Raw genomic sequence first — 25,543 nt, forward strand, 5'->3', positions numbered from 1 at the left:
CCAGATAAGTTACTCTGTGTGACGAACATCAGACTCTTTGCGATACTTCGGTGTCATCGGCGCCCGGTCGCAGACCCTGAGGAGAGTCCGCTGTGGAGCACACTCGACCGCTGGCCGCCCTGGCCTCCCTGGGCATGACGCTCGCACTCACCACTGCGCCCGCAGTGGCCGCACCGCACTCCGCCCCACCTCTCCACGGCGTGGTGAGCGAACGGCCCGCGCCGTGGACGCCCCACGTCATGGACGGAAGGGTCAAGGACATCGCCCGCGTGGGCGACACCGTCGTGGTCGCCGGCGACTTCACCCGGGTGGCCGAAGCCGACCGGGACGACACCCACGACGTACACAACGTCTTCGCTTTCGAGCACGGCACGGGCCGCATCCTGGAGGACTTCGTCCCGGAGGTCTCCGGCACCGTCCGATCGCTCGCCGAGGGGCCGGGCGGCTCGGTGGTCGTCGGCGGGAGCTTCCTCCGGGTCAACGGGGAGGAGCACCGGGGGCTGGCTCTGCTGTCCCTCGACGACGGGGAGACCGTTCCGGGTTTCGACGCCGCTCTGGAGAACGGTTCCGTCCACCGTGTCGCCGAACACGGCGGCCTGCTCTACGTCGGCGGCACGTTCACCGGGATCGACGGCTGGGAACGCGTGGGCCTGGCACGGCTCGACACGCGCACCGGCCAGGTCGACCCCGGATTCGCGCCCCGGATCTCCGCCCCCAGGCGCGGCACCCTGCGCGTGCAGGACCTCGCTCTGAGCCCCGGCGGCACCCGGCTGCTCATCAACGGCCCGTTCACCGAGGTCGACGGTCGGGAACGCCACCAGATCGCGATGATCGACACCTTCGACGGCACGCTCAGCCCGTGGTCCACCACGGCCTACCGGCCCGACTGCGACTACGACCGGATGCACACCTACATGCGGGAGATGGCCTTCTCCCCCGACGGCTCCTTCTTCACCGTCGTGACCGCGGGCGGCCCCGAGATCAAGCCCGGGCTGTGCAAGTCGGCCGCGCGCTTCGAGACGGTCGACCGGCCCGGCACCCAGCCGACCTGGGTCAACAAGACCGGTGGGGACGCCGTGTACGCGGTCGAGGCCACGTTCTCCGCGGTCTACGTGGGCGGGCACCAGCGCTGGATGGACAACGAGTCCGGAGACCACGCGGCGGGGCCGGGAGCCGTAGAGCGCAAGGGGATCGCCGCCCTCGACCCGGTGACCGGCCGCGCCCTGCCCTGGAACCCGGGGCGCACCCGCGGCCACGGTGTGGAGGCGCTGCTCGTCACCGACGCGGGCCTGTACGTGGGCAGCGACACCGAGGATCTCGGCGGGGAGTACCACGCCCGCATCGGCCTGTTCCCATCCGCGTGAGCGCCCGCAGCGCCGAGCCGTCCCCACCCCCGTGGAGGCGGTTCCGGCCGCACGCATACCCTGCCCTATGACGGTTGGCGATCTTCTGGACACAGAGGATGACACACGGCCCCGAGTCGAGGAAGAGGTACACGATGGGCGCGGACTCCGATCTGGTCGAGCAGTTCGAGCGTTCCCGTCGCCACCTGCGAGGGGTCGCCTTCCGCATCCTCGGCTCGGCGGACGAGGCGGACGACGCGGTACAGGAGGCGTGGCTGCGGGTCTCCCGGGCGGACTCCAGCAAGGTCGCCAATATGCCGGGCTGGCTCACCACGATCGTCGGTCGGATCTGTCTGGACATGCTCCGTTCCCGCAGGAGCCGATACGAGGCGTGCACCGGTCTCGACGGCATCGACCCGCCCGCTCCCCGGGGTGAGGCCGACGACCCCGAGAGCGAGGCCGTCCTGGCCGACTCGGTCGGGCTCGCCCTCCTCGTGGTCCTCGACCGCCTGGGCCCCGGCGAACGCCTCGCCTTCGTCCTGCACGACCTGTTCGCCGTCCCCTTCGCGGAGATCGCCGAGATCCTGGACCGCACACCGGCCGCCGCCAAGAAGATGGCGAGCCGCGCCCGGCACAGGCTCCAGGGGACGGCCGCCGCTCCTGGGCACGACCTCGCCCGGCAGCGCAAGGCCGTCGACGCCTTCCTCGTCGCCTCGCGCGCCGGCGACCTCGACGGCCTCGTGGAGGTCCTGGCACCCGGCGTCGTTCGGCGTGCCGACCGAAACGTACTGCGCGGGGGCGAGCCGGCCGAACTGCGCGGAGCCGCGGAGGTCGCGAAGGAGACCGCGGGCAACGCCCACCGTGCGTGCTTCGCCCGCACGGCCCTCGTGGACGGCGCGGTCGGCGCCGTCGTGGCGCCCCGGGGGCGCCTACTGTTCGCGCTGCGGATCACGGTCGACGGTGGCCGGATCACCCGGATCGACGTGGTCGGCGACCCACAGCGACTCCAAAGCCTGGATCTCTCACTGGCGGAGCCCGTGTCGGTCTGACCCACCGCGCCCGGGGGCACTCCTCCGGTCACCTCCGGCCACCGCTCTCCGTCATGAGGGGTAGGAGGCGGTCGAGCACACCGCACGAGGAACCGACGGAGGCGATCATGAACTCCCTGCTCCACCTGGATTCGAGCCATTCCGGCGACTCTCTGAGCCGACAACTGACCGCTCTCTTCGCCCGGCGGTGGCGTCGCCTGTCCGGTACGGAGGGCTACCGGTACCGGAACCTCGCCACCCATCCGGTGCCGACGGTCGGCCCCGTCTACTGCTCCTTCGCACAGAAGGTGGAGCGCCACGGCACCGTCTCGCACGAGACGGTGGACGCCCTGGCCCGGAGCACGGCGGAGCGGCGGGAGTGGACACTGACGCGCCCGCTCATCACGGAGCTACTGAAGGCCGACGTCGTCCTGATCGGCGCACCGATGTACAACTTCACCATCCCCGCCTCACTCAAGGGATGGATCGACCGGATCACCTTTCCCGGGGCGTTCACCGGTGCCGACAGCGGTGAACCGCTGCTGCGGGGAACCAGGGTGGTCGTGGTCACCACCCGGGGCGGCGGCTATGGTCCGGGGACGCCCCGGGAGCGCTTCGACTTCCAGACCCCCTACCTCCGGGCGTACTTCGGTGGACTCGGCATCGCCGAGGAGGACCTGTACTTCGTCCACACCGAGATGACGCGGGCGGGAGACGTCCCCGAACTGCACCGGTTCCAGGAGATGGCCGCGCTCTCCCGTGCGAGGGCGGAGTCCCTCATGGCCGCCCTGCCCGAACAGCTGGCGGCCCGCCCCGCGCAAATCCGGTGAACGGCGAGCACGGCGTGCGCCGGGCGGGACACGGTGCACGCCGCTCACCGGCCTGGAGGCTCAGGCCGGAGCCGTAGAGCGCTCCCCCTCGAAAACCAAGCCCTCGTATCCGGCCTCGGCGATCTCACGCAGCCTCCGACGGTAGGAGTGCAGTCCCGCGAAGTAGAACAGGACCCGCCGCTCCCTCCCGGGAATGTTGGCGCCGAAGATCCAGGAGTCGACCTTCGGGAACAGGGAGTGGCCGGCGATCTCCTCGCACACGGCCGTCCAGGACTCCTCGGCCTCCCGCGTGGTCTCGGCACGGGCCAGGCCGCGCTCCTCCATCGTCCCGATGAGTTCGGAGATCCACTCGACCTGGGTCTCGATGGCCGTCGGCAGGTTGCTGAAGACACTGCACGGACCGTAGACCATGAACAGGTTGGGAAACCCCGACACACTCATGCCCAGGTGGCTCGACGGCCTCTGCCCCCAGTGCTCCTCGATGGACTCGCCGCCCCTGCCCCGGACGTCCAGCAGTCGGTAACTGCCCTCGACGGCCTCGAAACCGGTCGCGAAGACCAGCACGTCGAGTTCGTGTTCGGTGCCGTCCTCGGTGACGGCCCCGGTGGGTGTGATCTCCCGGATGGGTGTCTCCCTGAGACTGACCAGGGAGACGTTGTCCCGGTTGAAGCTCTCGTAGTAGTCCTCGTTGCAGATCGGCCGCTTGGCGTAGTAGTCGGTGGGCTGGAGTCTGCGGGCGGTCTCGGGGTCCTTCACGGTCTCCCGGATCTTCGCCCTGATGAACTCGGCGGCGGCCTCGTTGGCCTCAGGGTTGAAGATGATGTCGGAGAAGGTGCCGAACATGAACCGGAACCCGTTGCCCCGGTCCCAGCTCTCCTGGAAGACGCGGTGGCGCTCCTCCTCGGAGACGCTCATGGCGGGGGTGCGGCTCTCCTCGAAGCCGCAGGCGACCACCGAGCTCTTCGCCTGCTCCCAGATCCTGTCGTAGTCCTCCCGGAGACGGGAGAAGTACTCCTCGTCGAGCGGGTGGTTGCCCGAGGGGACGTTGTACTGCGGTGTCCGCTGGAAGACCGTCAGATGCGCCGCGGTCTTGGCAGCCGCGCAGACGAACTGGGTACCCGTCGAACCGGTGCCGATGACGCCGACCCGCTTGCCCTCGACGTCGAGGTCCTCGGGCCAGGCCCCGGTGTGGACCAGGCGTCCCCCGAAGTCGTCCCTTCCGGGGATGTCGGGGAAGTGGGAGGTCGACAGCGGACCCAGCGCGGTGACGACGTAGCGGGCGGTCACCTGTGCTCCGTCACCGGTGGCCACCGTCCAGACACCCGACTCCTCGTCCAGGACGATGGACTCGACGCTCGTGTGCAGACGGATGTCCCGGCCCAGGTCGTACCGTTCAACGACGGACTCCAGATACCCCAGGATCTCGTCACGCGTCAGGTAGCGCTTGTTCCAGGTCCACTCGCGCAGGAGGTCCCGGTCGAAGGAGTACTGGTAGATGAACCCCTCGCTGTCGGACATGGCGCCCGGGTACCGGTTCCAGTACCAGGTGCCGCCGACCCCGCCCGCCCGGTCGAAGGCGCGGACGGAGAGGCCCAGTTCGTTGCGGAGCTTGTGCAGCATGTAGATGCCGGCGAAACCGGCACCCACGACGATCGCGTCCAGGTCGGTGCTCTTCTCAGCGGTCACGGGAACCTACCTCGGTGAGTGGGGGGTGAAGGGGCTGAGCGGGGTCAGGGCTGTAGACGGGTCGTGGTCCAGCCATGGGGTGTCAGGTCGTAGCGGAGCCTGCGGTGCAGGCGTTCGGGGTCGGCGGACCAGAACTCGACCTCCGCCGGTTCCAGGAGATAGCCGACGAACCGTTCCGGCCGGGGCAGGGGTCTCCCGCCCAGGCGCCGGGCCTCGGCACCCAACCGGGCGGGGTCCTCGAGCGGGTCGCTCTGGTGGGAGACCGCCGTCATGGAGTGCAGGGGGACGGGCCGGGAGTCCCACATCCGCTGTGACTCGGTCTCGGGCAGGGGTGCCACCGGTCCGGAGAGGACCAGTTGCCGTGCGGCCTCCCGCCAGTACAGGACTCCCGAGGCCCAGCCGGTCTCGGCGATCTGCCTCCCCTTGCGGCTGGTGCTGTGGGTGGAGAAGACCAGGCCCTGTTCGGAGGCCTCCACCACGGCGACCATCCGGTTGGAGGCGCGCCCGCGAGCGTCGGCGGTGGCCAAGGCGAGGGCCCGCGGCTCCCGGACTCCGCGCTCCTCCGCCGAGGCGATCCAGGCACGGACCAGCCCCATGGGTTCGGCCGGCGGCTCCCCGTACTCGGGGAAGCCCCACTCCATCTCACCTGTCAGTGTCTCGAACCTGCTGCTCACGCCCGTCCTCTCAGACACAGATCGTTCCTCGGGCCACGGTGACGCCCCCGCCCCTGACGCGGACGGCGTCGACGCGGTCCCCGCTTCCCTCGGCCAGGGCCCGCATCAGCGACGGCCGTCCCATATCGAGGCCCTGGTGGATGTCGATCCACCGACCGAACTCCGCGCGGCCGTGGCGGGCGAGATGGACGGCGAGCGGCCCGGCCGCCGAGCCCGTCGCCGCGTCCTCGGTCACTCCGTAGGCGGGGGAGAACATCCGGCTCCGCCAGTGCGTTCCCGATCCCGCGTAGCAGTTGGCCGCCATGTCCTCGAACTCCGCCAGCGCGCGGTGGTCAGGCCGCAGCGCGGAGAGCGCTTCGAAGCTCTCCAGCCCGACGAAGACGTGCCGGGGCCCGTTGACGTAGATCTCCACAGGCGCTTCCGGGGGCGGCGCGCCGAGGGCGGCCACCAGTGCGTCGGCACGGTCGAACACCTCCCACGTGGGGACGGGCTGCTCCATCTCCGCGCCGCGGACCCGGCCGTCGACACGGTCGAGCACGAAGTCGATGACGCCCACCCGCGTCTCCAGCCGGAGGTGGTCGCCCTCCACGGCCCCGCCCAGGGCGATGGCCGTTCCGAGGAGGGGGTGCCCGGCGAAGGGGAGTTCGTTGACCGGGGTGAAGATGCGCACGCGTGCGTCACCACCCTGTCGGGGCGAGAGCACGAAGGTGACCTCCGACAGGTTCATCTCCTTGCCGATCGCCTGCATGCACTCTGCCGTGAGGTCGTCCGCGTCGAAGAAGACGGCAACGGGGTTGCCCCGCAACGGGGTGTCGGTGAAGGCGTCGACGACGACATAGGGGTGTGTCCGGTCCGTTTCCGCGCGCGGTCCCGTCATGGGCTGAGCACCCTCCTGAGAGATGAGCCGATGATGTGCGGACCGTTCTGGGTGAGCACGGACTCGGCGTGGAACTGCAACGAGGCGAAGCGGGGGCCGCGCAACGCGTGCACCTCGCCGGATCCGGGGTCCCGGCAGACCTCGATCTGCCCGAGGCCGTCGGCGCTGAGCACGTCCACCGGTGACCGGGCCACGAAGGTGTTGTAGAAACCCACCCTTTGCCGGTCCCCGAAGAGGTCGATCTCCTGTTGGACGCCCTGGTTGGGCGAGTCGCGGCGGTGGAGCCCGAACCCCAGGCGCCCGCTCAGGACCTGGTGGCTCAGGCAGACCGCCAGGAAGGGCCGGCGATCGGCCAGGAGGGCGTCCACAGCCGTGGTGATGCGGGCGATCCTCGGGGCCCGTGTGTCGCGGGGGTCACCGGGCCCGGGTCCCATGACGACGAGGTCGTGGCCGTCCAAGGACGGGACCTCGTCGTAGCGGCGCACCGTCACCGACATGCCCATGCGGCGCAACTGGTGGTCGAGCATCGCCGTGAAGGTGTCCTCCGCGTCGACGACCAGCACCCTGCGCCCTGTGAGCTCCGGAAAGGCGGAGGCCGCCGCCGTGTCGTCCAGCCAGAAACCCGCGATGCCGGCGTTGCGGCGCCGCAGAGCGTCGCGCACCTCCGGGCGTGAGCCGAGCCGGTCGGTGCCGCCCCTCACCGCGGCCAGCAGCCCGGCCGCCTTGGCCCGGGTCTCCTCGACCTCGGAGTCCGGATCGGAATGGCGGACGAGCGTGGAGCCGACCCCGATGGAGAGCCGGCCGCGGGCGTCGATATCGGCGGTGCGGATGAGGATGGAGGAGTCGAGGGTCCGTCTTCCGAAGTCATCGCGTCCGATGAGGGCGGCCACCCCGCTGTAGTAGCCCCTCCCCCCGGGTTCGTGCCTGCGGATCACCCGGCAGGCGTTCTCCAGCGGGCTGCCGGTGACGGTGGGCGCGAGCAGGGTGTCACGGAGTATGCCGCGGACGTCGCGGTCCGTCTCCCCGGTGATGAAGTACTCGGTGTGGGCCAGCCGGGCCATCTGTTTGAGGTGTGGGCCGCTGACCCGGACACCTGGGGCGCAGATCCGCGTCATCATCTTGAGCTCCTCGTCCAGGACCATGTAGAGCTCGTCGGACTCCTTCCGGTCGGACAGGAAGTCCATGACCTCCGAAACCGTGGGGCCGGAGGCGGGGTAGCGGTACGTACCGCTGATGGGGTTCATCGTGGCGCGGCCGTCCCGCAGGGTGATGTGCCGCTCCGGTGTGGCGCCCACGAAGGTCCGCGTCCCTGTGTGGATGATGAAGGTCCAGTACGACCCCACCTCGACCTCCAGCAGTCGCCGGAAGACGGACAGGGCGCGGTGCACCGTGTAGTCGTCGATCCTGGCGACGAAGGACCGCTTGATGACGAAGTTGGCGCCCTCACCTGTTCCGATCGCCTCCTTGACGACCGTGCGGACGGTCTCCGCGTACTCGTCGTCACCGGTGTCGAACCCCTCGTCGAACAGGTGGACCGGCAGGTCGGGGAGCCGTGTCAGTGCCTCGGCCACGGTGACCGTCTCCTGCGCCACCACAGCCATCGTGATCAGCGGCTCCCCGTCGTCGACGCACTCGAACCCGCGTTCGGTGATCTGCCGGTAGGGGATCAGTGCCAGGACCTCGTGGCACGCACGCCCCGCACCGTCGGCCCCGGGCTCCGAGGGTTCGGGCCCGGGCGCTCGGATGTCGGAGACCCAGGGAACGGAATCCACCTCCCCCACCAGGACGTCGAGCAGCCCCGGACCGCCCGCCCCGGGACGGAACAGGAGTGCGAAGGGCGGCTGCCCCGGGCTCAGCACCGTGTCGAAAGGGCGTGGTCCTTCCCCGGAGGGGGTGCCGTCGCGGACGCTCATACCAGCACCTCCGCCGTGTCGAGGACGACCGCGCAACGCCGGGCGGCGTATCTCAGGGCCATGAGGTGCTCCTCCTCAGTGAAGTCGGCCACGGCATCGGCGACCAGGAAGGTCTGAAGGTCGTGGGCGAAGGCGTCGTTGGCGGTCATCAACACCCCGACGTGGGCGTACACCCCGCATATGATCAACTGGTCCCGGCCGCTCCGCCGGATCAGCTCCAGGAGCTCGGAGCGGTGGAAAGCGCTGTAGCGCCACTTGTCGAGCACCCAGTCGCCCGGCACCGGCGCCAGCTCGTCGACCACCTGCCGGTCCTCGGGTGTCCTGCGCATACCGGGTCCCCAGAAATCTTTGAGGAGTCCTCTCTGCTCCTCGCTCATGCCACCGGGCTGGGCCGTGTACCCCACTGGAACGCCGAGCCGGGCGGCGCGGTCACGCAGTGCTGCCGTATTGCCGATCAGGCCGCTGCGGAGGCTCTCGGGGAGGGGCTTGAGGAAGAAGCGCTGCATGTCGTGGACGAGGAGCACCGCACGGTCGGGATCGGGTGTCCAGGAAGCGGTGTTGGCCGGCAGGTCCGAGACGGTGGGAAGCGTGTAGGGCTCGATCTGGGGGATGCCGGGGGCCATGGGGGTCCTCACCGTTGGGGACCTCCGTTCGGCCGGCTCCACGCGGAGACCACGGAGACCGCCTGGCCGACGGTGAGCCGGGGGTCGCAGAAGCTCGTGTACCGCTCCCCCACACGGGCCAGCCCGCTCTCGTCGTCGGCGCACTCGGTGACGTCTTCGGGGGTGGTCTCCAGGTGCAGTCCCCCGGGGACCCCTCCCGCCTCTTCGACCAGGCCCGGGAACAGGCGGACCTCCCGTTCGAGTGTTTCCACCACACGGGACTTGTGGCCGTCCCCAGTGGTGACCGTGTTGCCGTGCATGGGGTCGCAGAGCCATATGACGGGGTGCCCCGCCCCTGCCACGCTCCGCACGAGCGGTGGCAGGCGGTCGGCGACGCGGCCCGCACCCATCCGGGCGATCAGGGTCAGCCGTCCGGGTTCCCGTCCGGGATCGAGCCGTTCGCAGAGGGCGAGCAGTTCCTCCCGGTCCGCCGCGGGCCCGACCTTGCAGGCGACGGGATTGTCGACCTCCGCCAGCAGGGAGACGTGGGGGCCGTCCACCTGCCGGGTCCGATCGCCGATCCACGGCCAATGGGTGGAGCCGAGAACCGGACGGTCGGTCAGTGCGGTGTCGTGGCGTACGAGGGGGAGCTCGTAGTCGAGGAGGAGGGCCTCGTGGCTCGTCCACACCGGCGGGTCGTTGGCCGAGCGGATGGAGGAACCACACCAGCCCAGGTGTTCCATGATGTCGCCGGCCGCCATGTACCCGGTCAGGAGGCGCAGTGGGTCGGGGCGGCGGCTCTCGAAGGTCGGCGAAGAGCCGTTCACCAGATGACCCCGGAACACCGGGAGGGCCAGGCCCCCCACATCCTCCGTCGCGTTGGAGCGGGGCTTGGCGAACTGGCCGCCGATGCGGCCGACTCGCAGCACCGGCCTGCGTTCGGCCATGCGGAGCGTACCGGCCAGCACGTCGAGCAGGGCGGACTTCTCCTGGACGTGTTCTCGGGTGGATTCCACGGGGTTCTCCGCGCAGTCCCCGGCCTGCACGACGAGGGACCGCCCGGCCGCGACCTCCGCCAGCAGCGAGCGCAGAGCCGTGACGTCCTCGGCCCTGACGAGAGGGCTGCGCATGGCCAGGGCCTCCCGCACCCGCTGCACCTGCGCGGTGTCGGTCCAGTCGGGCTGTTGCCGGGCCTCCTCGGCCCGGATGTTCAGCGTTACGTTGTTCACCGGTCTCTCTCTCAGTTCGCTGTGCGGGCACGGGCACCCGCGGAGAACGCCCTGTCCGCCGAGCCCCGGGCAGCGGCGCGCGGTCAGGTGGGGATGCCCTCGCGCCTGATCGTCGGGGCGGGGATTCCCAGGGCCCGGAGCTGCTCGAAGGGGTTCATGAACTCGCGCTGCTGCCGGATCCTTCCGTTCTCGAAGTGGAAGGAGTGCAGGAAGTGGTTCCGGTAGTGGCCCTCGGGATAGCCTTCGAACCGGATCAGGCCCTCGCCATCGCACTCGACCCAGAAGAAGTCCGGGTCCTGGGTCTCGAAGACCTCCACGTTGGTCCAGACCCAGTCGGGAAAGCACGCCAGTGACCAGACCGCGTGTTCGGCCAGGCGGTCCCGTCCGCGGATAACGATGGGCTCACCGGTGTCGTTGGTCCAGAGGCCGCCGACCCCGTCCTCGGTGAACAGCAGGTGGCGTTCGAGGCGGTCCTGGCCCTTGCAGTCCATGTACCGCTCGACGACCGCTCTGTTGCGCCGCCTGGTCTCGTTCTGTTCCTCGTCGCCGGGGAATCCGTGGTTCTCGGACACGATCGGGCCTTCCTTTCTCGCTTCTTCTGTGGAGCCGGTGCGGGCACGGCACCGGGTACGGGCGGGGCGCACGGAGGATCAGCCGTGGCCTTCGGGTTCGCAGGGCACCATGTCCGCCAGCTGTCTCAGGTCCTGGGAGCGCTGGAGAACGACGGACCTGATGAGGGGCACGCAGTGGCCCGGGACCGCCTTGGCGAGCTCCTCCCACCGGTCCCGGTTCATCTCGGTCACCATGAGGACGCGCAGCAGGGCCCGCCCAGTCTCCGTCGCTCTCAGAGAGGGGTCCCTGGCCAGCTTGCGGACCGCCTCCGCCGTCGCGGGCTCGGTCCGGGGGCGCGGCTCGGCGGTGCCGGTGTCCGGTTCCCGCTCGGCGTCGGGGGCGCTGGAGCCGGTCCAGGGCGCACGGCCGCGCAGCCGTTCGGGGACGGGACTGCTCCCGCGTTCGACGCGCTTGCGGACGTCGCGGACGGTACCGACCGACAGCCTGGTCCTTCGGGACACCTCACGCAGCGACATCCGCGGGTCCGCGGTGAGCAGTTCCGCGGCGACCAACCGCCCCTCGGCGCTGTTGACCGGCCTGATCCTCCCGTCCCGCCCGATGCGGGCGGCGTGCTCCGGCCCGAGGGACTCCGATTCCCGGCGGATTCGTCCCACCGTCTTGGCGTTGAGCCCCACCCTCTCCGCGATCGCCCGGTCAGACCACTGCGGGTGGGATCCGATGATGCGCTCCGCCGCGGTCTTGCGCTCCTTGAGCGTGAGCGGGAGACCGTGCCTCACGTTGAGTTGGACGGCGAGGACAAAAGCGTCCTCGTCACTTCCATCGAAGAAACGAACCGGTATCTCAACAAACCCCCTCAACACAGCCGCACGCATCCTGTGGGCACCGTCGATGACACGCATGGTCCGGCGGTGCACGATGATCGGGTCGATCAGGCCCCCCGCCTCCACGAGAAGGCGCACGTGTGCCGGGTCCTCCACCTGTTCGCGTGCGGACATCGCGGCTCCGACCTCGGATATCGGAATGGTTCGCCGGGGTAGGCCGCGTATCAGGGTCTCCACGTCTCCGCGGAGTCCTTTCCCTCTGCCCTCTGCCACACGTACAGGGGCCTCGGTGTGTGTGATCACGGCAAGAATTTTCCCTTCGCGCAGTGGCTGTGGAGACAGGAGTGGTTCCAGGCCATGGCAGGAGCACAGCCCGGAAACCGCATCCACAAGGGCGCGCTCCCAAACGGCGAGTGGAGGAAACACCGCCGACCGACCCGAAGCGAACACCGGCCACCAATGAAAAGACAGATCCCCCGGAAGCGCAAGTGCACAAGTTCACGGCCCCCAAGACGAAATGGAACGGAAATTTCGGCTTCGACCTGGGAAAACCGAAACTTCCCGGCACCTTGAGATCCGTCCAGCAGGAGTGGAAAGCGTCGACGCACCCTGCTCGCCGCCCCTCACACTTTCGTCTTTTCCAGAGGGGAATACGTCACAGAAGCATCAGGGGACACCCTTATCCGCACCCACCTCCGGAGTACCGCAATGGCGGTCACCTTCGCGCACCGCCGTCCGTCATAGGGATGAGGGCCGACCCGCGGCCCCGCACCCGAGAACTCTGCGAGAGGAGGCCCGATGCTCATCCACCCCCGACTCTCCGTCGTCTACACGAGCGACCGGGGCAGGACCCTGGACTTCCTGACGAGCGTGTTCGACTTCGAGATGGAGGTCGATGTCCCCCGGGGGGACGGCGGCCGATGGGTGGAGGTCCGCCTGCCGGGGGCCCAGACCAGCGTGGCGGTGGCCCTCATCGGGGCCGACGTCCTCGACAGGATGCGCGAGCAGACGGGGCGGATGTCCCAGGGCTGGTTCCAGTGCGAGGACCTCGACACCACGTGTGCCCGGGTCCGTGCCCGTGGAGCCGGGATCGTGGTCGCACCGCAGGAGACCCCCTGGCGGCCCGGCGGCCGGTGGGCACAGGTCCGCGGCTGGGACGGCAACCTCTACGGACTGGTCGAGGGAGGGCGGTAGCGGCCGGAGCACAACCGAACGTTTTCCCCAGTTGCACACCGGCCGGCGCAGAGCTCACCGCCCGAGCCGCACGTCCTTCTCAAACGGGTCTTCGCCAGACCATCCGAACCCGCAGATCTCACACCTTGAAACCGGGAAGTCCACCGACAGGAACACACTGCGGACACACGACGGAATCCGCAGCCACCACCCCGAAGGAGGGTCTACAGGAGAGGTCAAGGAGCCTCGGACCTGATCCGCGCAGCCTCAGGGAAAGATGAAACCGAGAAAAGGATCAACACTCGGGTCATCTATTCTTCACCTATGCCTTGAATCCATTTTTAGAACCCGAGAAAAAGTAGACTAGAAAATCGCGAAAACGATGCGCTGACGACTTCACAGGTGTTAGATTCTGAGTCATGAGTGAAACTGTTATTCGCGCTGACGACGGACTCGTGACCTTCATCAACGTCTTCGAGGTCGACCCCTCCGACCAGCAGGCCCTCGTCGACATCCTCAACGAGGGCATCGAGGAGGTCATGAGCGCCCGCCCCGGCTTCGTCTCGGCCACCGTCCTGCCCAGCAAGGACGGGAACCGGGTGGTCAACTATGCGCAGTGGAACAGCCCCGAGGACGTCCAGGCGACCATGGCGGACCCGCGTGCGCAGGGCTACGCGAAGAAGGCTGGTGCGCTGGCCGCGTCCGCCGCACCCGGCCTCTACGGCGTGGCCTCGGTGCACCGCGCCTGAGGCAGGCGCACGGCCCCGGCCGGCCCGGTACGGGTCGGCCTGACCCGCACCACCCCCGGGAAAGCCCGGAGTCCGCACCGGCCGGGCGGTCCGAGCCTCGGCCGGTGCCCTGGCCGCCCGCAGCGCCGTCCAGGGCATCAGCCACAAGCGTGTCCGCCCGCTCCGGTGCGCGGACGGCGACGCCCACACCACCCGAGAGGAGGAGGGCGTGTCCTGCCGGCCCCGAAGGACCGGTTCGCCACGCCCGACACGATCGATGGCCACAGCCGACACCACCGACGTCGTCATCGCCGGCGCGGGGATCGGGGGCCTCACCACCGCCCTGGCGCTGCACTCCCGGGGGATCGGTGCCACCGTCCTCGAAACGGCCGACGACATCCGCCCCCTCGGGGTCGGCATCAACATCCAGCCGGCCGCCGTCGCCGAACTGGCCTCCCTCGGCTTGGGCGGCCCCCTCGCGGCGACCGGTATCCCCACACGCGAACACCGCTACCTCGACCACACGGGGACCACGCTGTGGACGGAAGCCCGGGGCCTCGGCGCGGGACACACGGCCCCGCAGTACTCCATCCACCGCGGGGAACTCCAGATCCTGCTGCTGGAGGCGGTCCGCAGCCGCCTCGGGCCCGGTGCGGTCCGTACCGGAACCTCAGTGGAGGCTTTCGAGCACCGGGGGCGAGGCGTCCGTGTCCACGCCCGCCTCGCCCCCGACGCGATCCCCCTCTCCCTCGACACGGACGTGCTGGTGGGCGCCGACGGCATGCACTCGGCAGTGCGCGCACAACTCCATCCGGGGCACGGCGCTCTCTCCGAGGGCGGGGTCCACTTGTGGCGCGGTCTGACCGAAATGGACGAGTTCCTGGACGGCCACACCATGATCGTGGCCAACGACGAGGACTCCGCGCGGCTCGTCGCCTACCCGGTCTCCGCACGGCATGCCGCCGAGGGCCGGGCCCTGCTGAACTGGGTGTGCCTGGTCCCCGTTCCCGACCCCCGGCAGGGCCGGGAGCGGCCGGGCCGACCGGAGGAGCTGGTACCCCACTACAGGCACTGGGACTTCGGATGGCTGAACGTGCCGGACGTGTTCACCCGGGCCGGGCGGATCCTCCGGTACCCCATGGTCGACCGTGATCCGCTGCCCCGTTGGGGCGAGGGCGGGGTGACCCTCCTCGGCGACGCCGCCCACCTGATGTACCCCATCGGGGCCAACGGTGCTTCACAGGCCGTCATCGACGCCGCTGCGCTGGCTGCGGAGCTGGACCGCGGAGCCGACACGGAGAGCGCCCTACGAAGGTACGAGGCGCTCCGCCTACCCGTGACGAACGCGATCGTCCATGCCAACCGGCGGATGGACCGCTCCGAGCGCGCGATGGCCGGGAAAACCGACGAGGAGAAGAGCGCTGACATCGCGACGGTCACCGGCGCGTACCGCGCGGCCGTCGAGCGGCAGCCCTCCGGAGGCTGACACCCGCGCGCCCCGCCGCTTCCCGGCCGTGCGACCGGTCCGCGGCGCCGAGAGGGGCGTAAGCGGCCGTCACGCGTCTGCGGACGGGGCGCGCGCCTGATCGCCCGGGCTTCGCCCTTCGTCGGGCTCAGCGCCGCTCCCGGAGTGCTCCGCAGCCCCGTGCGCCTCCTGGAGGTGGTCCTCGCGTGTCGCGCCCTCCTCCAGGAGGTCTCCGACCCCGGACCGGCGCCGCTCCAGCCGGCCCACGGCCGCGGTGGACATCCTGTCGCGCAGTCCGGACAGGAGGACGTAGGAGGCGAGGCCGCTGACGAGCCAGGCCAGCACCAGGGCCACCCACGCCCGTGCGCCGAACAGATAGACCACCCCGAAGGCCGCCGCGAACAGCCCGAGGCGGGCAGCGGTATAAATCAGCCAGCTACGCATCGAAAAGCCTCACAACAGACGATTACCTGGACTAGATTGGTGGCAACGCCTGTCGGCGCCCGGTTCTGGCTCCACCAAAGGGGCCGGTAACCTTCCTGACAGTGTCACCGGAGGGTCGGCCGAGCCGATCGGACGGCGCTCATCAGCCCTTGTACTCCAGGTTAAGGGCGTACCGGAGGAGACCCATACCTGGGTGGCGTGTGTCTCCTCTCAGGTGATCGGAACAGCTTGGCCGTTGGTCGGGGCGATCATGGGATGTTCCCAATCCCGACAGCAAGGCCCGGACATCACGTTCCGGTCACATATCCCGTACTCCTCCCCCCAGCAACGTAATTTCTCCGAAAACTAGGGAGGAAACGGACCAACTCGTGCACACTAGGGGATCAAACGCCCGCCGCCCCCGGCAGTCCGAGGCGGGCAGGATTGGGGGAATGTGAAGGTGGAACGAGCAAGCGAACGCCTGTTGACCCCCGGGGAAGTGGCCTCACTCTTCCGGGTTGATCCCAAGACCGTCACTCGCTGGGCCGCCTCCGGGCGGATCAGCAGCATCAGGACGCCCGGCGGACACCGGAGGTTCCGCGAGTCCGAGGTCCGCGCGCTCCTCCTGGGGGAGCCGAGCGAGACCACCCGCTGATCAGGCTTCCGACAAGCCAGGGACACGATGGGGACGCCCCGCCGTCCTCAGTCGGTCCCCCTCGCGGCCGGCCTCCGAGAACCGAGCCGGTTCCCGGCTGTCAGGAGTCGACAGGCCGGAGTACCCTGGGGGCATGGTGTGGCTCGGTGGCCTGATCACTTTCGTGACGATCGTTCTGTGGGTGTACGCGTTCTGCGATGCGCTCACCACTCCCAAGCAGCAGGTACGGATCCTGCCGAAGGTCCTCTGGCTGGTCGTCATCGCGGTGTTCATGCCGTTCGGTTCGCTTCTCTGGCTCTTCCTGGGACGGCCCCGCCAGGTGGCCCCGGTCCACGGCGGCACGTCCACCACGACGATGGATACCGACGACCTTGACCCGTCGGACTTCACCCGGCCCTCGGGCAGCCCGCATCCGCTCGGGCCGGACGACGACCCCGAGTTCCTGAGGCGGCTCGACCGCCGTATCGATCCCGACGAATAACGGCGGGACGTGAAGGTGGGGCCGCACCCTGGGTGCGGCCCCACCTTCACGTCCCGCACCCGTCCGGCCGACAGACCACGGCCTGGAGCAGAGCGAGGGCGCCGCCAGTGTTCTGCACGGCGCTCCGAGCCGGAGCGGGGAAGGCGCGGGCGGGGATGAAGGACATCTGGCCCCGGGGCGGCCGAGAACACAGGAAAAGAACCGCGCCGCCAGGCGCCGGCTGAGGGCGGTGGCGGGCGACGGACGGGCCTGCGAGGGACTGTGAACTAAGCGTAGGAGTGCAGCCCGCTGAAGACGTAGTTCACGGCGAAGAAGTTGAACATGACGGTCGCGAAGCCGAGGACGTTGATCCAGGTGGCCTTCGGACCGCGCCAGCCGCCGGTGGCGCGGGCGTGCAGGTATGCGGCGTAGATCAGCCAGGAGATGAACGACCACACCTCCTTGGGGTCCCAGCCCCAGAACCGGCCCCAGGCCTCGTCGGCCCAGATGGCCCCCGCGATGATGCCGAACGTCCACAGCGGGAACGCGAACAGGATGAAACGGTGGGAGATCCGGTCCAGCAGTTCCGGGCTGGGCAGGCGTCCGGCGATACCGGTGACCTCCTCGCCGCGGGACCGCTTGGCCTCGGTGCGGTGTGAGACCAGGTAGGTGGTCCCGGCCGCGCCGGAGACCATGAACGCGCCGCCCGCGACGATAAGCGCGGTGACATGGATGGGCACCCAGTAGGAGTGCAGCGCCGGGATGAGCGGACCGGGCTCCACGTACAGCCACCGGACACCGATACCGAGCAGCAGGAGCACCGGGACCAGGACGAAGGCACCCAGGAAACGGGCCTGGAAGCGCAGGGAGGCGAACAGCAGCCCGGCGACCGCCACCAGGCACAGGGCCACGATGAACTCGAACATGTTGCCCCACGGCCAGCGTTCGGCAGCGAGGCCGCGGGTGACGATCTGGGCGACGCTCATCAGGAAGCCGGCCGCCGTCACACCGAGGGCGATCCGGCCCAGGACGCTCTGGGAAGCCCGGGCCTCGCCCTCGTGCGTGCGGACCCTCACCTCGATGCCGTCGCCGGCCCCGGACTCCGCGGACCCGGCCGCGACGGGCATGAGCCGCCCCGCCTTCAGCTTGGTGCGGCGGCCGTAGGCGGCCTCGATCGCGAAGAGGAACAGCGCGGCCGCGTACGCGACGATCATGCCGATGATCAGCGTGTCGCTGGCCGACGCCATCGCGTCGTTCGCCGGTGCGGAGAGGGTGTACGTCACCGCTCACTCCCTGGTCTCGTTGGTCGGGGTTCTGGATCCTCGCCTCGCAGCCGCTCCGCGAGCCGGGTGGTGATGTCGTGGAACGCGGCGTTGTCACCCGCGACCTCGGTCTTGCCGAGCCCGGCAACCTCCACGACCGTGCGGCCGTCGGCGTCCCCGGTGGCACGCACCCACACGCGGCGCGGCCGGACGAACAGGGTGACGAGCAGACCGGCGACGGCGGTGACGGCGGATCCGAGGGCGAACGGTCGGGCCGCGTCGCGGTTGGTCTGGAGGCTGACGTACTCGCTCAGGCCGGAGAAGGTGATCGACCCGGCCCCGTCCGGCAGATTCCAGGTGTCGCCGATCCGCAGCGCGGGCGAGGAGCCGAGTTCCTCCATGCCGCCGGTCCTGAGCTGGTAGACGGACTGCGGCTCGACCAGTCCCAGGTCGCCCCGGTATCCCTCCAGGGTGACCACCGGGTCCTCCGCGCCCGGGAACGTGGAGACCAGGCCGCCGTCCCCGTCGTCGGCGGCGGTCGGCAGGAAGACTCCGACGAATCCGAGCTGTTCGCCTCCGGTGTCGGGCACCTTGACGACACCGTCGGAGGTGAAGCTCGCCGTCTCCCTGTACAGGAACGGTACCGCCTGGTCGAAGACCACCTCGCCATCGGCGTCGCGGACGGTGAACTCCGGCGCGTACCCGTGGCCGAGCAGGTAGACCTGCACGCCGTCCACGGTGAGCGGGTGGTTGACCTCCAACCGGTGCCGCCCCTCCTCGGCACCGGGGGCCTCGGTGTAGGCCATGTCCGCGACATAGGAGGCGGCCTGGCCGCGCAGGTCGCCCTCCTCGATGAAGGTGGCCTCGAAGTCGTCCAGGTGCAGTGTGAAGGGCTGGAGGTCGTCGACGTCGGTCCAGTGCCCGGGGTAGAAGGCATCGTAGGAGGGCAGGGTGTTGGCGAACCCGTCTCCCTCGACAACGAGCATGTTGCCCCGGTAGCCGAAGAAGGAGCCCGCCGCCAGGGCCAGCAGCAGCCCCAGGAGCGCCAGGTGGAACAGGACGTTCCCGGCTTCCCGCAGGTATCCGGTCTCGCTGGCGACCGAGTCGCCGTACCGTTCGGTCCGGTAGCCCCTCAGGGAGCCGCGGGCCCGTTCCAGGACGGTCTCCGGACTCGCCCCGGTGGTGAACCGGGCCGAGTAGGGCATGCGGCCCAGGTGGCGCGGCGTGCGCACGGGGCGGGCCCCCATGGCACGGGCGTGGGTGAGGGCCCGGGGGATCACACAGCCCGCCAGTGAGACGAACAGCAGCAGGTAGATCGCCGCGTACCAGGGCGAGGAGAAGACGTCGAACAGGTAGAACCGGTCGAGCCACGGCGCCAGTTCCGGGTGCTCGCGGAAGTAGGTGGCGACCTCGTCGACGCTGACGACGTTCTGCGGCAGGATCGACCCGGGAATGGCTCCCACGGCCAGGAGGAACAGCAGGATCAGGGCGGTGCGCATCGAGGTCAGGCTCCGCCAGGCCCAGCGAAGCCACCCGAGAGGGCCCAGCCCCCCCGGTCCTTGGGAGCGTTCCGGCCCGGTGCTCGCTCCGGCGGACGCGCCGGTCGTGGTCGTGGTCATCAGATCACCGTCTGGAAGCCGCCGGCCCAGCCCTGTATCGCGGTGGTCATGCCGTTCCAGAGGCCGGTCACCATCAGCAGGCCGACCAGGACCAGCATGGCACCCCCGACCACGGTGACCGTCCGGGTGTGGCGTTTGAGCCGGGCGAACACGCCCAGCGCCTTGCGGTAGAGCAGCGCGGCCAGGACGAACGGAAGGCCCAGGCCGACACAGTAGAAGAGGGAGAGCAGCATGCCCCGTCCCGCGCCGCCCTCCACGAAGGCCAGGGTCTGCACCGCGGCCAGGGTCGGACCGATGCACGGCGTCCATCCCAGGCCGAACAGCACTCCGAGCAGCGGCGCCCCGGCCAGGCCCGCGCTCGGCAGGCGGTGGAACCGGAACTCGCGCCCGAACCCGGGCAGGAGGCCCATGAAGGCCAGTCCGAGGACGACGGTCAGCACGCCCAGAACCCGGGTCATGGACTCGGTGTGGTCGAGGAAGAAATCACCGAGCCAGCCGACGAAACCGCCGACCGCCACGAACACGAGGGTGAACCCGGCGATGAACAGCGCGCTGCCCGTGACCATCGTCCAGCGGCGCGAGGCCAGCGCCGTGTCGGTGTCGACGGCCGTGCCCCCGACGGCGGCGCGCTCGCGCACCTGGGTGCCGCTCATGCCCGTCACGTAGGACAGGTAGCCGGGGACCAGGGGCAGGACGCACGGCGACAGGAAGGACACGAGCCCGGCCGCCAGTGCGAGCGGCACGGCGAGGAGCAGGGAGCCGGAGAGGACGGTACTGTCGATCGGGCCCATCAGCCACCACCTCCGCCGGAGCCGCCCCCAGGCGCAGAGGGGGAACCGGCCTGCCCGGGGTCCCCGGTGTCGGAGGCCGCCGCCTCTTCGTCGGCCACGCGTGGACGCTCCGCGGGGTCTCCGAGGCCGAACTCGACCACCAGCGGGTCGAGCAGCCCGGTGAGCTGGCCGTAGGTGGTGGGGCCGATCACTCTGGCGGCGATACGGCCGTCGGGATCGATGACGATGGTGCTGGGGATGGCCCTGGGCGGCACGGTGTCGCGGAAGGCCTGGGCGACCTCGCCCGGGTAGTCGAAGAGGCTGGGGTAGCCCACCTCCTGGGCGGCGGTGTAGGCAAGCGCCGCGGTGTCGTCGTCCTTCATGTTCACCCCGAGGAAGTCGACCCCCAAGTCGGCGTACTCGGTGTGCACCTCGTCCAGCACGGGCTGCTCGGCGCGGCAGGGGCCGCACCAACTAGCCCAGACGTTGAGGACGAGGATCCCGCCCTCGTAGTCGTCCAGCGAGAGGCCGTCGCCCTCCAGGGTGGTGCCGGCGACCTCGGGTGCCTCGGTCCGGTCGGCGGTGTCGAACACGGTGGCGCTGCCGTCACCGGAGATGAAGCGCTCGCCCTCGCCGCTCTGGATCTCGTTGCCCCCGCCGCAGCCGGAGAGAACGAGCACGGCGGCGATCAGCGTCACCACGGTTCGCGGCGGACTGCGCCGCGCACCGACTCTGGCACTGGGCATCGGGAAACCTCGCGAAAGGGGCGTGAACAGGGCGGACTACAACAACGACAAAGTGTAGTAGATGCCCTGGGCCCGGTTCGGGCGCCCCGGTCGAAGCGCGTGCCGCACAGCGGCACGAAGACCCCGTGCGGGGCGATGAAGGAGGAGGATCACCGCCCCGGGGGCCGTCGGCTGACCGGGGTGCGGGTGCGTGGTCCCGTCCCGGTCGGCCCCTCCGTCGTCAGCCGGCCTCGACGAAGGCCTCACGGAGATAGTCGTGAACGGCGCGCTCAGGGACCCGGTAGGAACGCCCCACACGAATCGCGGGGAGAACCCCTGAGTGCACCATTCGGTAAACCGTCATCTTGGACACACGCATGATCTCGGCGACCTCCGCCACAGTCAGAAACCTGACCTCGTCGAGAGGAGGCTTGCTCCCGTTCATCTTCCGACGCCCTCATTTCCGGACGTGAGCATTGTCTGTCGTTCCATCCGACGCGGAAGCCCTGTGGATGGGCGGCCCCGGTGCGCGCCCGTCCCACCACCACGCCGGTGTGTCATGCCGTCACTACTGACACGTCCGTATTTCAGAGTAGAGCGGAGTCCGTCGGAGCGAAAGAGCGTTTGGCCTCTCTTCCGCGCCGCCCCCGTGCGAAGGCGCCAAGGATGTTTAAGGGTGGGTATAAATGGTCGACCCTGGTCACATAAGCCCCGCCCGAGCGAGAACGTAATCACGCAGGGGAACGTAATCCTCGGTCTCGTACCCGTCGTCCAAAGGCACGGTGACCAGCACTTTCCCCTCGTGTTCGGCGAGAAACAGAGCGGGGTCGTTGCAGTCCGCGAAGCCGACGGTGGGGACTCCGGACTCCGCCGCGGCACCGGCGAACCCGTGATCGGCGATGACCAACTGCGGCCACGGTTCGCCACGCGAGGAGAGGTCGTCAAGGATGGCGCGCATCGCGAACGGGTGATGGCTGTGACGCGGAATGTGACCGTCGGTCACAATGGCGACACCGTCTTTCCACTCCACGATCCGGCGGTTGGGGGGCCGTTCGGTGTCCAGTTCGTATCTGAACCCCGCGGCGGCGGTCACGACGGGGCATCCGCGCGCGGCGAGGGCGTCCTTCCACACCCGGTAGGTCTCCCTGAGCTTGAGCGGGTGGCCGGTGGCGAACATGACGCGCTCACGGCGCTCGGCGGCCAGGGCGAACCTGTCGGCCACGCCTTCGAGGGCGTCCGCCGTCAGGTCGGGGTCGATGGTGTCGATCCCCCACACGTGCTCCTCGTCGTCCACCACACCGCAGCGCTTGTTCATCAGGGAGAGGACCTCGGAGAAGCTCCAGTCCTGGGAGAAGGTCAGGCCGAACCGGTGGTAGGGGTCCCCTTGGACGAGTCGGCGGTAGTGCCGGAGGTTGTTCTGTCTGGGGGTGTCGACATGCCCCGCAATCCCCGTTCGCACCAGATGGGTGATGAGTTCAGCGCGTGTCGGCGGCGTCACGTGTTCCCCTTCCTCATATGCGCGGCGAGCACGCGCCACGCCGTGCGGCCACCACGACGCCTGCTCCCGTTCGCCCGGTTTTCAACCTCTTCCTACCCACTCGACGCGCTACACCCGCGTTGGAGGTGTTCTCCCCCTTGATCAAGGGACAGGCGTCAAAGGCTCGGATCGATCCCGTGGCTGGGGAAGACGGCGGTGCGGGTCGCGTTGATGGCCCTGTCGACCGGGTCGCCCGGATCGTAGCCCTCCTCGAACCGGGCGAACTCCACCTCGCGGCCGTCAGTCATGTACAGCGGAGCCGTCTCACCGGTCCGCTCTCGGGCGAACTCGCGCCAGGCCGGCGGGGTCGCCGCCTGGGGGTCGACCGGTGCCCCGGCCGCCTCCGCCAACAGGTGGGTCCACGCCCGGGGCACGACGTGCACCAGGCCGTAGCCGCCCCCGCCGAACAGCAGCCACCGGCCGCCCGCCGTCTTCTGCGCGAGCGTGTGCAGTTCCTCGTAGGCCCGGCGCTGGCCGTCGAGGCTCAGCGTGAGGTTGGCCAGGGGGTCCAGGGCGTGGGTGTCGCAGCCCTGCTGGGTCACTAGGACCTCGGGCTGGAACTCGTGCAGCAGCGGCGGGACGACGGCCTCGAAGGCGCGGTGCCAGCCGGTGTCACCGGTCCCGGCCGGGAGGGCGACGTTGACCGCGTACCCCTCGGCCCCGCGGCCTCCGGTCTCGAAGGGGTGCCCGGTGCCGGGGAAGAGGGTGGCGGGCGACTCGTGGAGGCTGATGGTGAGCACGCGCGGATCGTCGTAGAAGGCCCGCTGCACCCCGTCGCCGTGGTGGACGTCCACGTCCACGTAGGCGATCCGCTTGGCTCCCTGCTCCAGCATCCACGCAATGGCGATCGCGGGGTCGTTGTACACGCAAAAGCCCCAGGCGTTGCCGCGCATGGCGTGGTGGAGCCCGCCCGCGACGTTGGCGGCGTGCGCGGCCTCGCCGTTCCACACGGCCCGGGCCGCGGCGACCGAGGCACCGGAGATGAGCGCGGCCGCGTCGTGCATATCCGGGAAGACCGGGTTGTCCGCCGTGCCGAGCATGTGCTCGTCGTCGGGACGCAGCGTCTTGCCCGCCCGTCTGACGGCGGCCACGTAGGCGGGGTCGTGCACGAGCTGGAGGAGTTCGTCGGATGCGGGCTCGACGTCGATGAGCGCGACCCCGGGCTCGTCGAGGACTCCCAGCTCGCGGCTGAGCGCCATGGTCAGCTCCACGCGGATGGGCGCCAGGGGGTGCTGGGGTCCGAAGTCGTAGGCGGTGAGTCCGTCGTCCCAGGCCACCCGCAGCGAACAGGGCGTGCGCCCTCCCATGTCCCGACCCCCGTCCAGGTAAGCGTGCTCTACCGCACACAGTACGCACAGCCGACCCGGTGGAGAAACGCCGGGCGGCGGGGAGGAACCTCCCCCGCCGCCCCGGAGCGCACACCGCTACTGCTGGGTGGTGACGTAGTAGCAGAGGTCGTAGGTGTCCCCGGCTCTGAAGTTCACAGTGCCGTGCAGCGGCACGGAGAGCGAACCGCCCCGGGTGAGCAGTACGCGATACTCACCCGGTTCCAGCTCCAGCCGCATGACCTCCCCGCCCCGTTCGAAGCAGGAGTTGCCGGTCGGCTGCGAGCTGTACTCCTCGCAGTCGTCACAGGCCGGGGTGGTGACTTCGTCGTGGACACCGTCCTCGCCGACGTACAGGAACCGCATCTCGTACTGGCTGTCGTTGGTGATCTCCAGGATGGTCTTGTCACCGCTCCCGCCACCGATCGGCACCGGGTCGAAGTCGCTCTCGCCGATGGCGGTGAGCGCGTCCATCTCCTCTTCGAGGTGGGCGGCACCCACGTGGCGGGCCAGGTCCTCCACGTCCTCAGCCTCGTGGCCGGGGTACTCCTCCGCGAGGAAGTCGGCCATCTGCTGCGCCGTGTCGGCGGAGCCGTCCTCGACCTCGGCCCAGCCGCACTTGAGGGCTGCGTCCGGAGCCTCGGCGTCGATACGGTCGGCCACCTCGGGCGCGGCCGACCAGTCCAGGCCGGCGAACGCCTCGATCTGGTCGAAGGCCGCGCACCAGCGCTCCTCCGCGTAGTCCCCGGTCCCCAGGTCGTAGAGGGACACCAGCGCCTCGGGCACCTGGCCGGCGACCTCCGTGCCGGAGTAGTCCTCGGGGATGGTGCTGTAGATCTCGTAGGCCCTCTGGAAGCCCTCGCGGATCTCGTCCGTGACGACCCCGGTGTAGGACTCGGCGGCCGTGTCCGCCACGGTCCGCGCGTAGGAGAAGTAGGTGCCCGCCACCTCGCCGTCGGTGTCCTCCCATCGGGAGGCCGGGTGGTCGAAGTAGGTGCTGTAGGTGTCCAGGGCCTGGTCGTAGTACTCGGAGGCGACCTGGTCCTGGGCGCGGGTCAGCAGGCCGCAGGCCTCGACACCGTCACGGGCGCGCTCGATCAACGAGGGGTTCATCGACAACTGGAACCCGGCCTCCACCTGCCCGTAAAGACCCACCGCCTCACCACACTCACCACGAGCGTGCGCCGCGTCGGCCACCCGCAACCGCCACTCCCCCACCTGCCACACCGCCACGAAAGCGGCCAGCACAGCCACGGCCACACCCGCCGCCGCCCACACCGGCACACCCCTGCGCGCGGGCCGACCACCCGAGGCCACCGTCCGCTCATCACGGGCACGACCGGCGAACAGCCCGTGCACCGACGCGGCCACGAACCACACCAGCAGCACCGGAACCCAGACCAACAGGTGATCGGCCGCACCATGCAGCGCCGCACCCACCAGCAGACCCACCGTCACGGCCAGCGCCACACCGAAGAACAGCCACCGCTTCAGATACGCGTACCCGACCCCCAGACCGGACAGGTTGAGCAGCGCCGCACGCACACCCGAAGGTGACGAGAACAACCCCATCCGAGGCGGACCCGGCGGCGGAGGGGAACCGAACGGCCCGGGCGGCATTCCGCCGGGCGGCATGCCCGGAGGCATCCCACCGGGCGGGGGTCCCATGCCGACAGCGCCCGGCGGCGGCGCGGCGAATTGTCCCCGCGGCGGCTCCCCACTCGGAGGCGGCGGCCCGTAGGGACCCGGCGGCCCGGGCGGCGGCCCCGGCGGCCGCTGGCCGTGCGGGGGCATGTACTGAGGCGGGCCCGGCTGCTGGGGGCCC

At 69.9% G+C, this 25,543-nt stretch carries 25 protein-coding genes; 8 read left to right on the forward strand and 17 right to left on the reverse strand.

From position 1 onward, the window contains the following. The first annotated feature begins 92 nt into the window (after nt 1–92). The 3 genes from B042_RS0100710 to B042_RS0100720 all read left to right on the forward strand — a co-directional run bounded on the left by B042_RS0100710 (nt 93) and on the right by B042_RS0100720 (nt 3,201). Nucleotides 93–1,364, forward strand: a complete 1,272-nt coding sequence (locus tag B042_RS0100710; RefSeq protein WP_028646599.1) for a delta-60 repeat domain-containing protein — start codon at nt 93–95, stop codon at nt 1,362–1,364. 134 nt (nt 1,365–1,498) lie between these two features. Continuing rightward, on the forward strand, nt 1,499–2,392 hold the full coding sequence (locus tag B042_RS0100715; RefSeq protein WP_028646600.1) for a sigma-70 family RNA polymerase sigma factor: 894 nt from the start codon (nt 1,499–1,501) through the stop codon (nt 2,390–2,392). 107 nt (nt 2,393–2,499) lie between these two features. Continuing rightward, nucleotides 2,500–3,201 carry an FMN-dependent NADH-azoreductase gene (locus tag B042_RS0100720; RefSeq protein WP_028646601.1) on the forward strand — a complete coding sequence of 234 codons (702 nt, stop codon included), beginning with the start codon at nt 2,500–2,502 and terminating at the stop codon, nt 3,199–3,201. Nucleotides 3,202–3,261: 60 nt separating this feature from the next. Here B042_RS0100720 and B042_RS0100725 read toward each other — a convergent pair whose 3' ends face one another. The 8 genes from B042_RS0100725 to B042_RS26905 form a co-directional block, all read right to left on the reverse strand. After that, complete coding sequence (locus B042_RS0100725) at nt 3,262–4,887, reverse strand: NAD(P)/FAD-dependent oxidoreductase (RefSeq protein ID WP_028646602.1); 1,626 nt, start codon at nt 4,885–4,887, stop codon at nt 3,262–3,264. A 44-nt stretch (nt 4,888–4,931) separates the two neighbouring features. Beyond that, nucleotides 4,932–5,561 (reverse strand): phenazine biosynthesis FMN-dependent oxidase PhzG, encoded by a 630-nt coding sequence (gene phzG / locus B042_RS0100730; protein WP_028646603.1) that lies wholly within the window; start codon nt 5,559–5,561, stop codon nt 4,932–4,934. Between the two features lie 10 nt (nt 5,562–5,571). Beyond that, entirely contained in the window at nt 5,572–6,438 is an 867-nt protein-coding gene (locus tag B042_RS0100735; RefSeq protein WP_028646604.1) for a PhzF family phenazine biosynthesis protein, read from the reverse strand. Beyond that, entirely contained in the window at nt 6,435–8,351 is a 1,917-nt protein-coding gene (locus tag B042_RS0100740) for an anthranilate synthase family protein (RefSeq protein ID WP_028646605.1), read from the reverse strand. Before B042_RS0100740 ends, B042_RS0100735 begins: the two co-directional genes overlap by 4 nt. Beyond that, the gene (locus B042_RS0100745) at nt 8,348–8,974 is read right to left on the reverse strand and encodes an isochorismatase family protein (protein WP_028646606.1); all 627 of its coding nucleotides are present in this window, start codon (nt 8,972–8,974) and stop codon (nt 8,348–8,350) included. The genes B042_RS0100740 and B042_RS0100745 overlap by 4 nt, the downstream gene beginning before the upstream one ends. An 8-nt stretch (nt 8,975–8,982) precedes the next feature. After that, complete coding sequence (locus tag B042_RS21540) at nt 8,983–10,182, reverse strand: 3-deoxy-7-phosphoheptulonate synthase (RefSeq protein WP_036553510.1); 1,200 nt, start codon at nt 10,180–10,182, stop codon at nt 8,983–8,985. A gap of 83 nt (nt 10,183–10,265) precedes the next feature. Continuing rightward, a complete protein-coding gene (locus tag B042_RS0100755; RefSeq protein WP_028646607.1) occupies nt 10,266–10,754 on the reverse strand; it encodes a PhzA/PhzB family protein in 489 nt (162 codons plus the stop codon). 78 nt (nt 10,755–10,832) lie between these two features. Next, entirely contained in the window at nt 10,833–11,750 is a 918-nt protein-coding gene (locus tag B042_RS26905; protein WP_304412541.1) for a ParB/RepB/Spo0J family partition protein, read from the reverse strand. A 624-nt stretch (nt 11,751–12,374) separates the two neighbouring features. On the opposite strand from B042_RS26905, the gene B042_RS0100765 reads away from it, so the two are divergent. The 3 genes from B042_RS0100765 (at nt 12,375) to B042_RS0100775 (ending at nt 14,963) form a co-directional block, all read left to right on the forward strand. Further along, nucleotides 12,375–12,770, forward strand: coding sequence for a VOC family protein (locus B042_RS0100765; protein ID WP_028646609.1), 396 nt, complete (start codon nt 12,375–12,377; stop codon nt 12,768–12,770). A gap of 398 nt (nt 12,771–13,168) precedes the next feature. Beyond that, nucleotides 13,169–13,498, forward strand: a complete 330-nt coding sequence (locus B042_RS0100770) for an antibiotic biosynthesis monooxygenase (RefSeq protein ID WP_028646610.1) — start codon at nt 13,169–13,171, stop codon at nt 13,496–13,498. Between the two features lie 256 nt (nt 13,499–13,754). Continuing rightward, complete coding sequence (locus B042_RS0100775) at nt 13,755–14,963, forward strand: FAD-dependent monooxygenase (RefSeq protein WP_028646611.1); 1,209 nt, start codon at nt 13,755–13,757, stop codon at nt 14,961–14,963. 69 nt (nt 14,964–15,032) lie between these two features. On the opposite strand, the gene B042_RS0100780 is transcribed toward B042_RS0100775, so the two are convergent. Beyond that, nucleotides 15,033–15,386: a DUF4229 domain-containing protein gene (locus tag B042_RS0100780; protein WP_028646612.1), complete on the reverse strand. Its 354-nt coding sequence runs from the start codon at nt 15,384–15,386 to the stop codon at nt 15,033–15,035. Between the two features lie 433 nt (nt 15,387–15,819). On the opposite strand from B042_RS0100780, the gene B042_RS0100785 reads away from it, so the two are divergent. Beyond that, nucleotides 15,820–16,020, forward strand: a complete 201-nt coding sequence (locus tag B042_RS0100785) for a BldC family transcriptional regulator (protein WP_028646613.1) — start codon at nt 15,820–15,822, stop codon at nt 16,018–16,020. Nucleotides 16,021–16,153: 133 nt separating this feature from the next. Continuing rightward, nucleotides 16,154–16,501 carry a PLD nuclease N-terminal domain-containing protein gene (locus B042_RS0100790; RefSeq protein WP_028646614.1) on the forward strand — a complete coding sequence of 116 codons (348 nt, stop codon included), beginning with the start codon at nt 16,154–16,156 and terminating at the stop codon, nt 16,499–16,501. Between the two features lie 266 nt (nt 16,502–16,767). Here the strand turns inward: B042_RS0100790 and ccsB are convergent, their stop codons facing one another. The 8 genes from ccsB to B042_RS0100830 all read right to left on the reverse strand — a co-directional run bounded on the left by ccsB (nt 16,768) and on the right by B042_RS0100830 (nt 25,338). Further along, nucleotides 16,768–17,763, reverse strand: coding sequence for a c-type cytochrome biogenesis protein CcsB (ccsB, locus tag B042_RS0100795; protein WP_028646615.1), 996 nt, complete (start codon nt 17,761–17,763; stop codon nt 16,768–16,770). After that, a complete protein-coding gene (locus tag B042_RS0100800) occupies nt 17,760–19,361 on the reverse strand; it encodes a cytochrome c biogenesis protein ResB (protein ID WP_028646616.1) in 1,602 nt (533 codons plus the stop codon). Before B042_RS0100800 ends, ccsB begins: the two co-directional genes overlap by 4 nt. Continuing rightward, the gene (locus B042_RS0100805) at nt 19,361–20,152 is read right to left on the reverse strand and encodes a cytochrome c biogenesis CcdA family protein (protein WP_028646617.1); all 792 of its coding nucleotides are present in this window, start codon (nt 20,150–20,152) and stop codon (nt 19,361–19,363) included. The genes B042_RS0100800 and B042_RS0100805 overlap by 1 nt, the downstream gene beginning before the upstream one ends. Further along, entirely contained in the window at nt 20,152–20,877 is a 726-nt protein-coding gene (locus tag B042_RS0100810; RefSeq protein WP_051415370.1) for a TlpA disulfide reductase family protein, read from the reverse strand. Before B042_RS0100810 ends, B042_RS0100805 begins: the two co-directional genes overlap by 1 nt. A 220-nt stretch (nt 20,878–21,097) precedes the next feature. Further along, complete coding sequence (locus tag B042_RS0100815) at nt 21,098–21,301, reverse strand: helix-turn-helix domain-containing protein (RefSeq protein ID WP_028646619.1); 204 nt, start codon at nt 21,299–21,301, stop codon at nt 21,098–21,100. Nucleotides 21,302–21,556: 255 nt separating this feature from the next. Then, on the reverse strand, nt 21,557–22,354 hold the full coding sequence (locus B042_RS0100820; protein ID WP_028646620.1) for a phosphatase: 798 nt from the start codon (nt 22,352–22,354) through the stop codon (nt 21,557–21,559). Nucleotides 22,355–22,509: 155 nt separating this feature from the next. Then, nucleotides 22,510–23,670 (reverse strand): acetoin utilization protein AcuC, encoded by a 1,161-nt coding sequence (locus tag B042_RS0100825; RefSeq protein WP_028646621.1) that lies wholly within the window; start codon nt 23,668–23,670, stop codon nt 22,510–22,512. A gap of 147 nt (nt 23,671–23,817) precedes the next feature. Next, nucleotides 23,818–25,338 (reverse strand): hypothetical protein, encoded by a 1,521-nt coding sequence (locus B042_RS0100830; RefSeq protein WP_028646622.1) that lies wholly within the window; start codon nt 25,336–25,338, stop codon nt 23,818–23,820. Between the last annotated feature and the right edge of the window lie 205 nt (nt 25,339–25,543).

The organism is Nocardiopsis sp. CNT312 (assembly GCF_000515115.1).
In the GTDB taxonomy this organism is placed as follows: domain Bacteria; phylum Actinomycetota; class Actinomycetes; order Streptosporangiales; family Streptosporangiaceae; genus Nocardiopsis.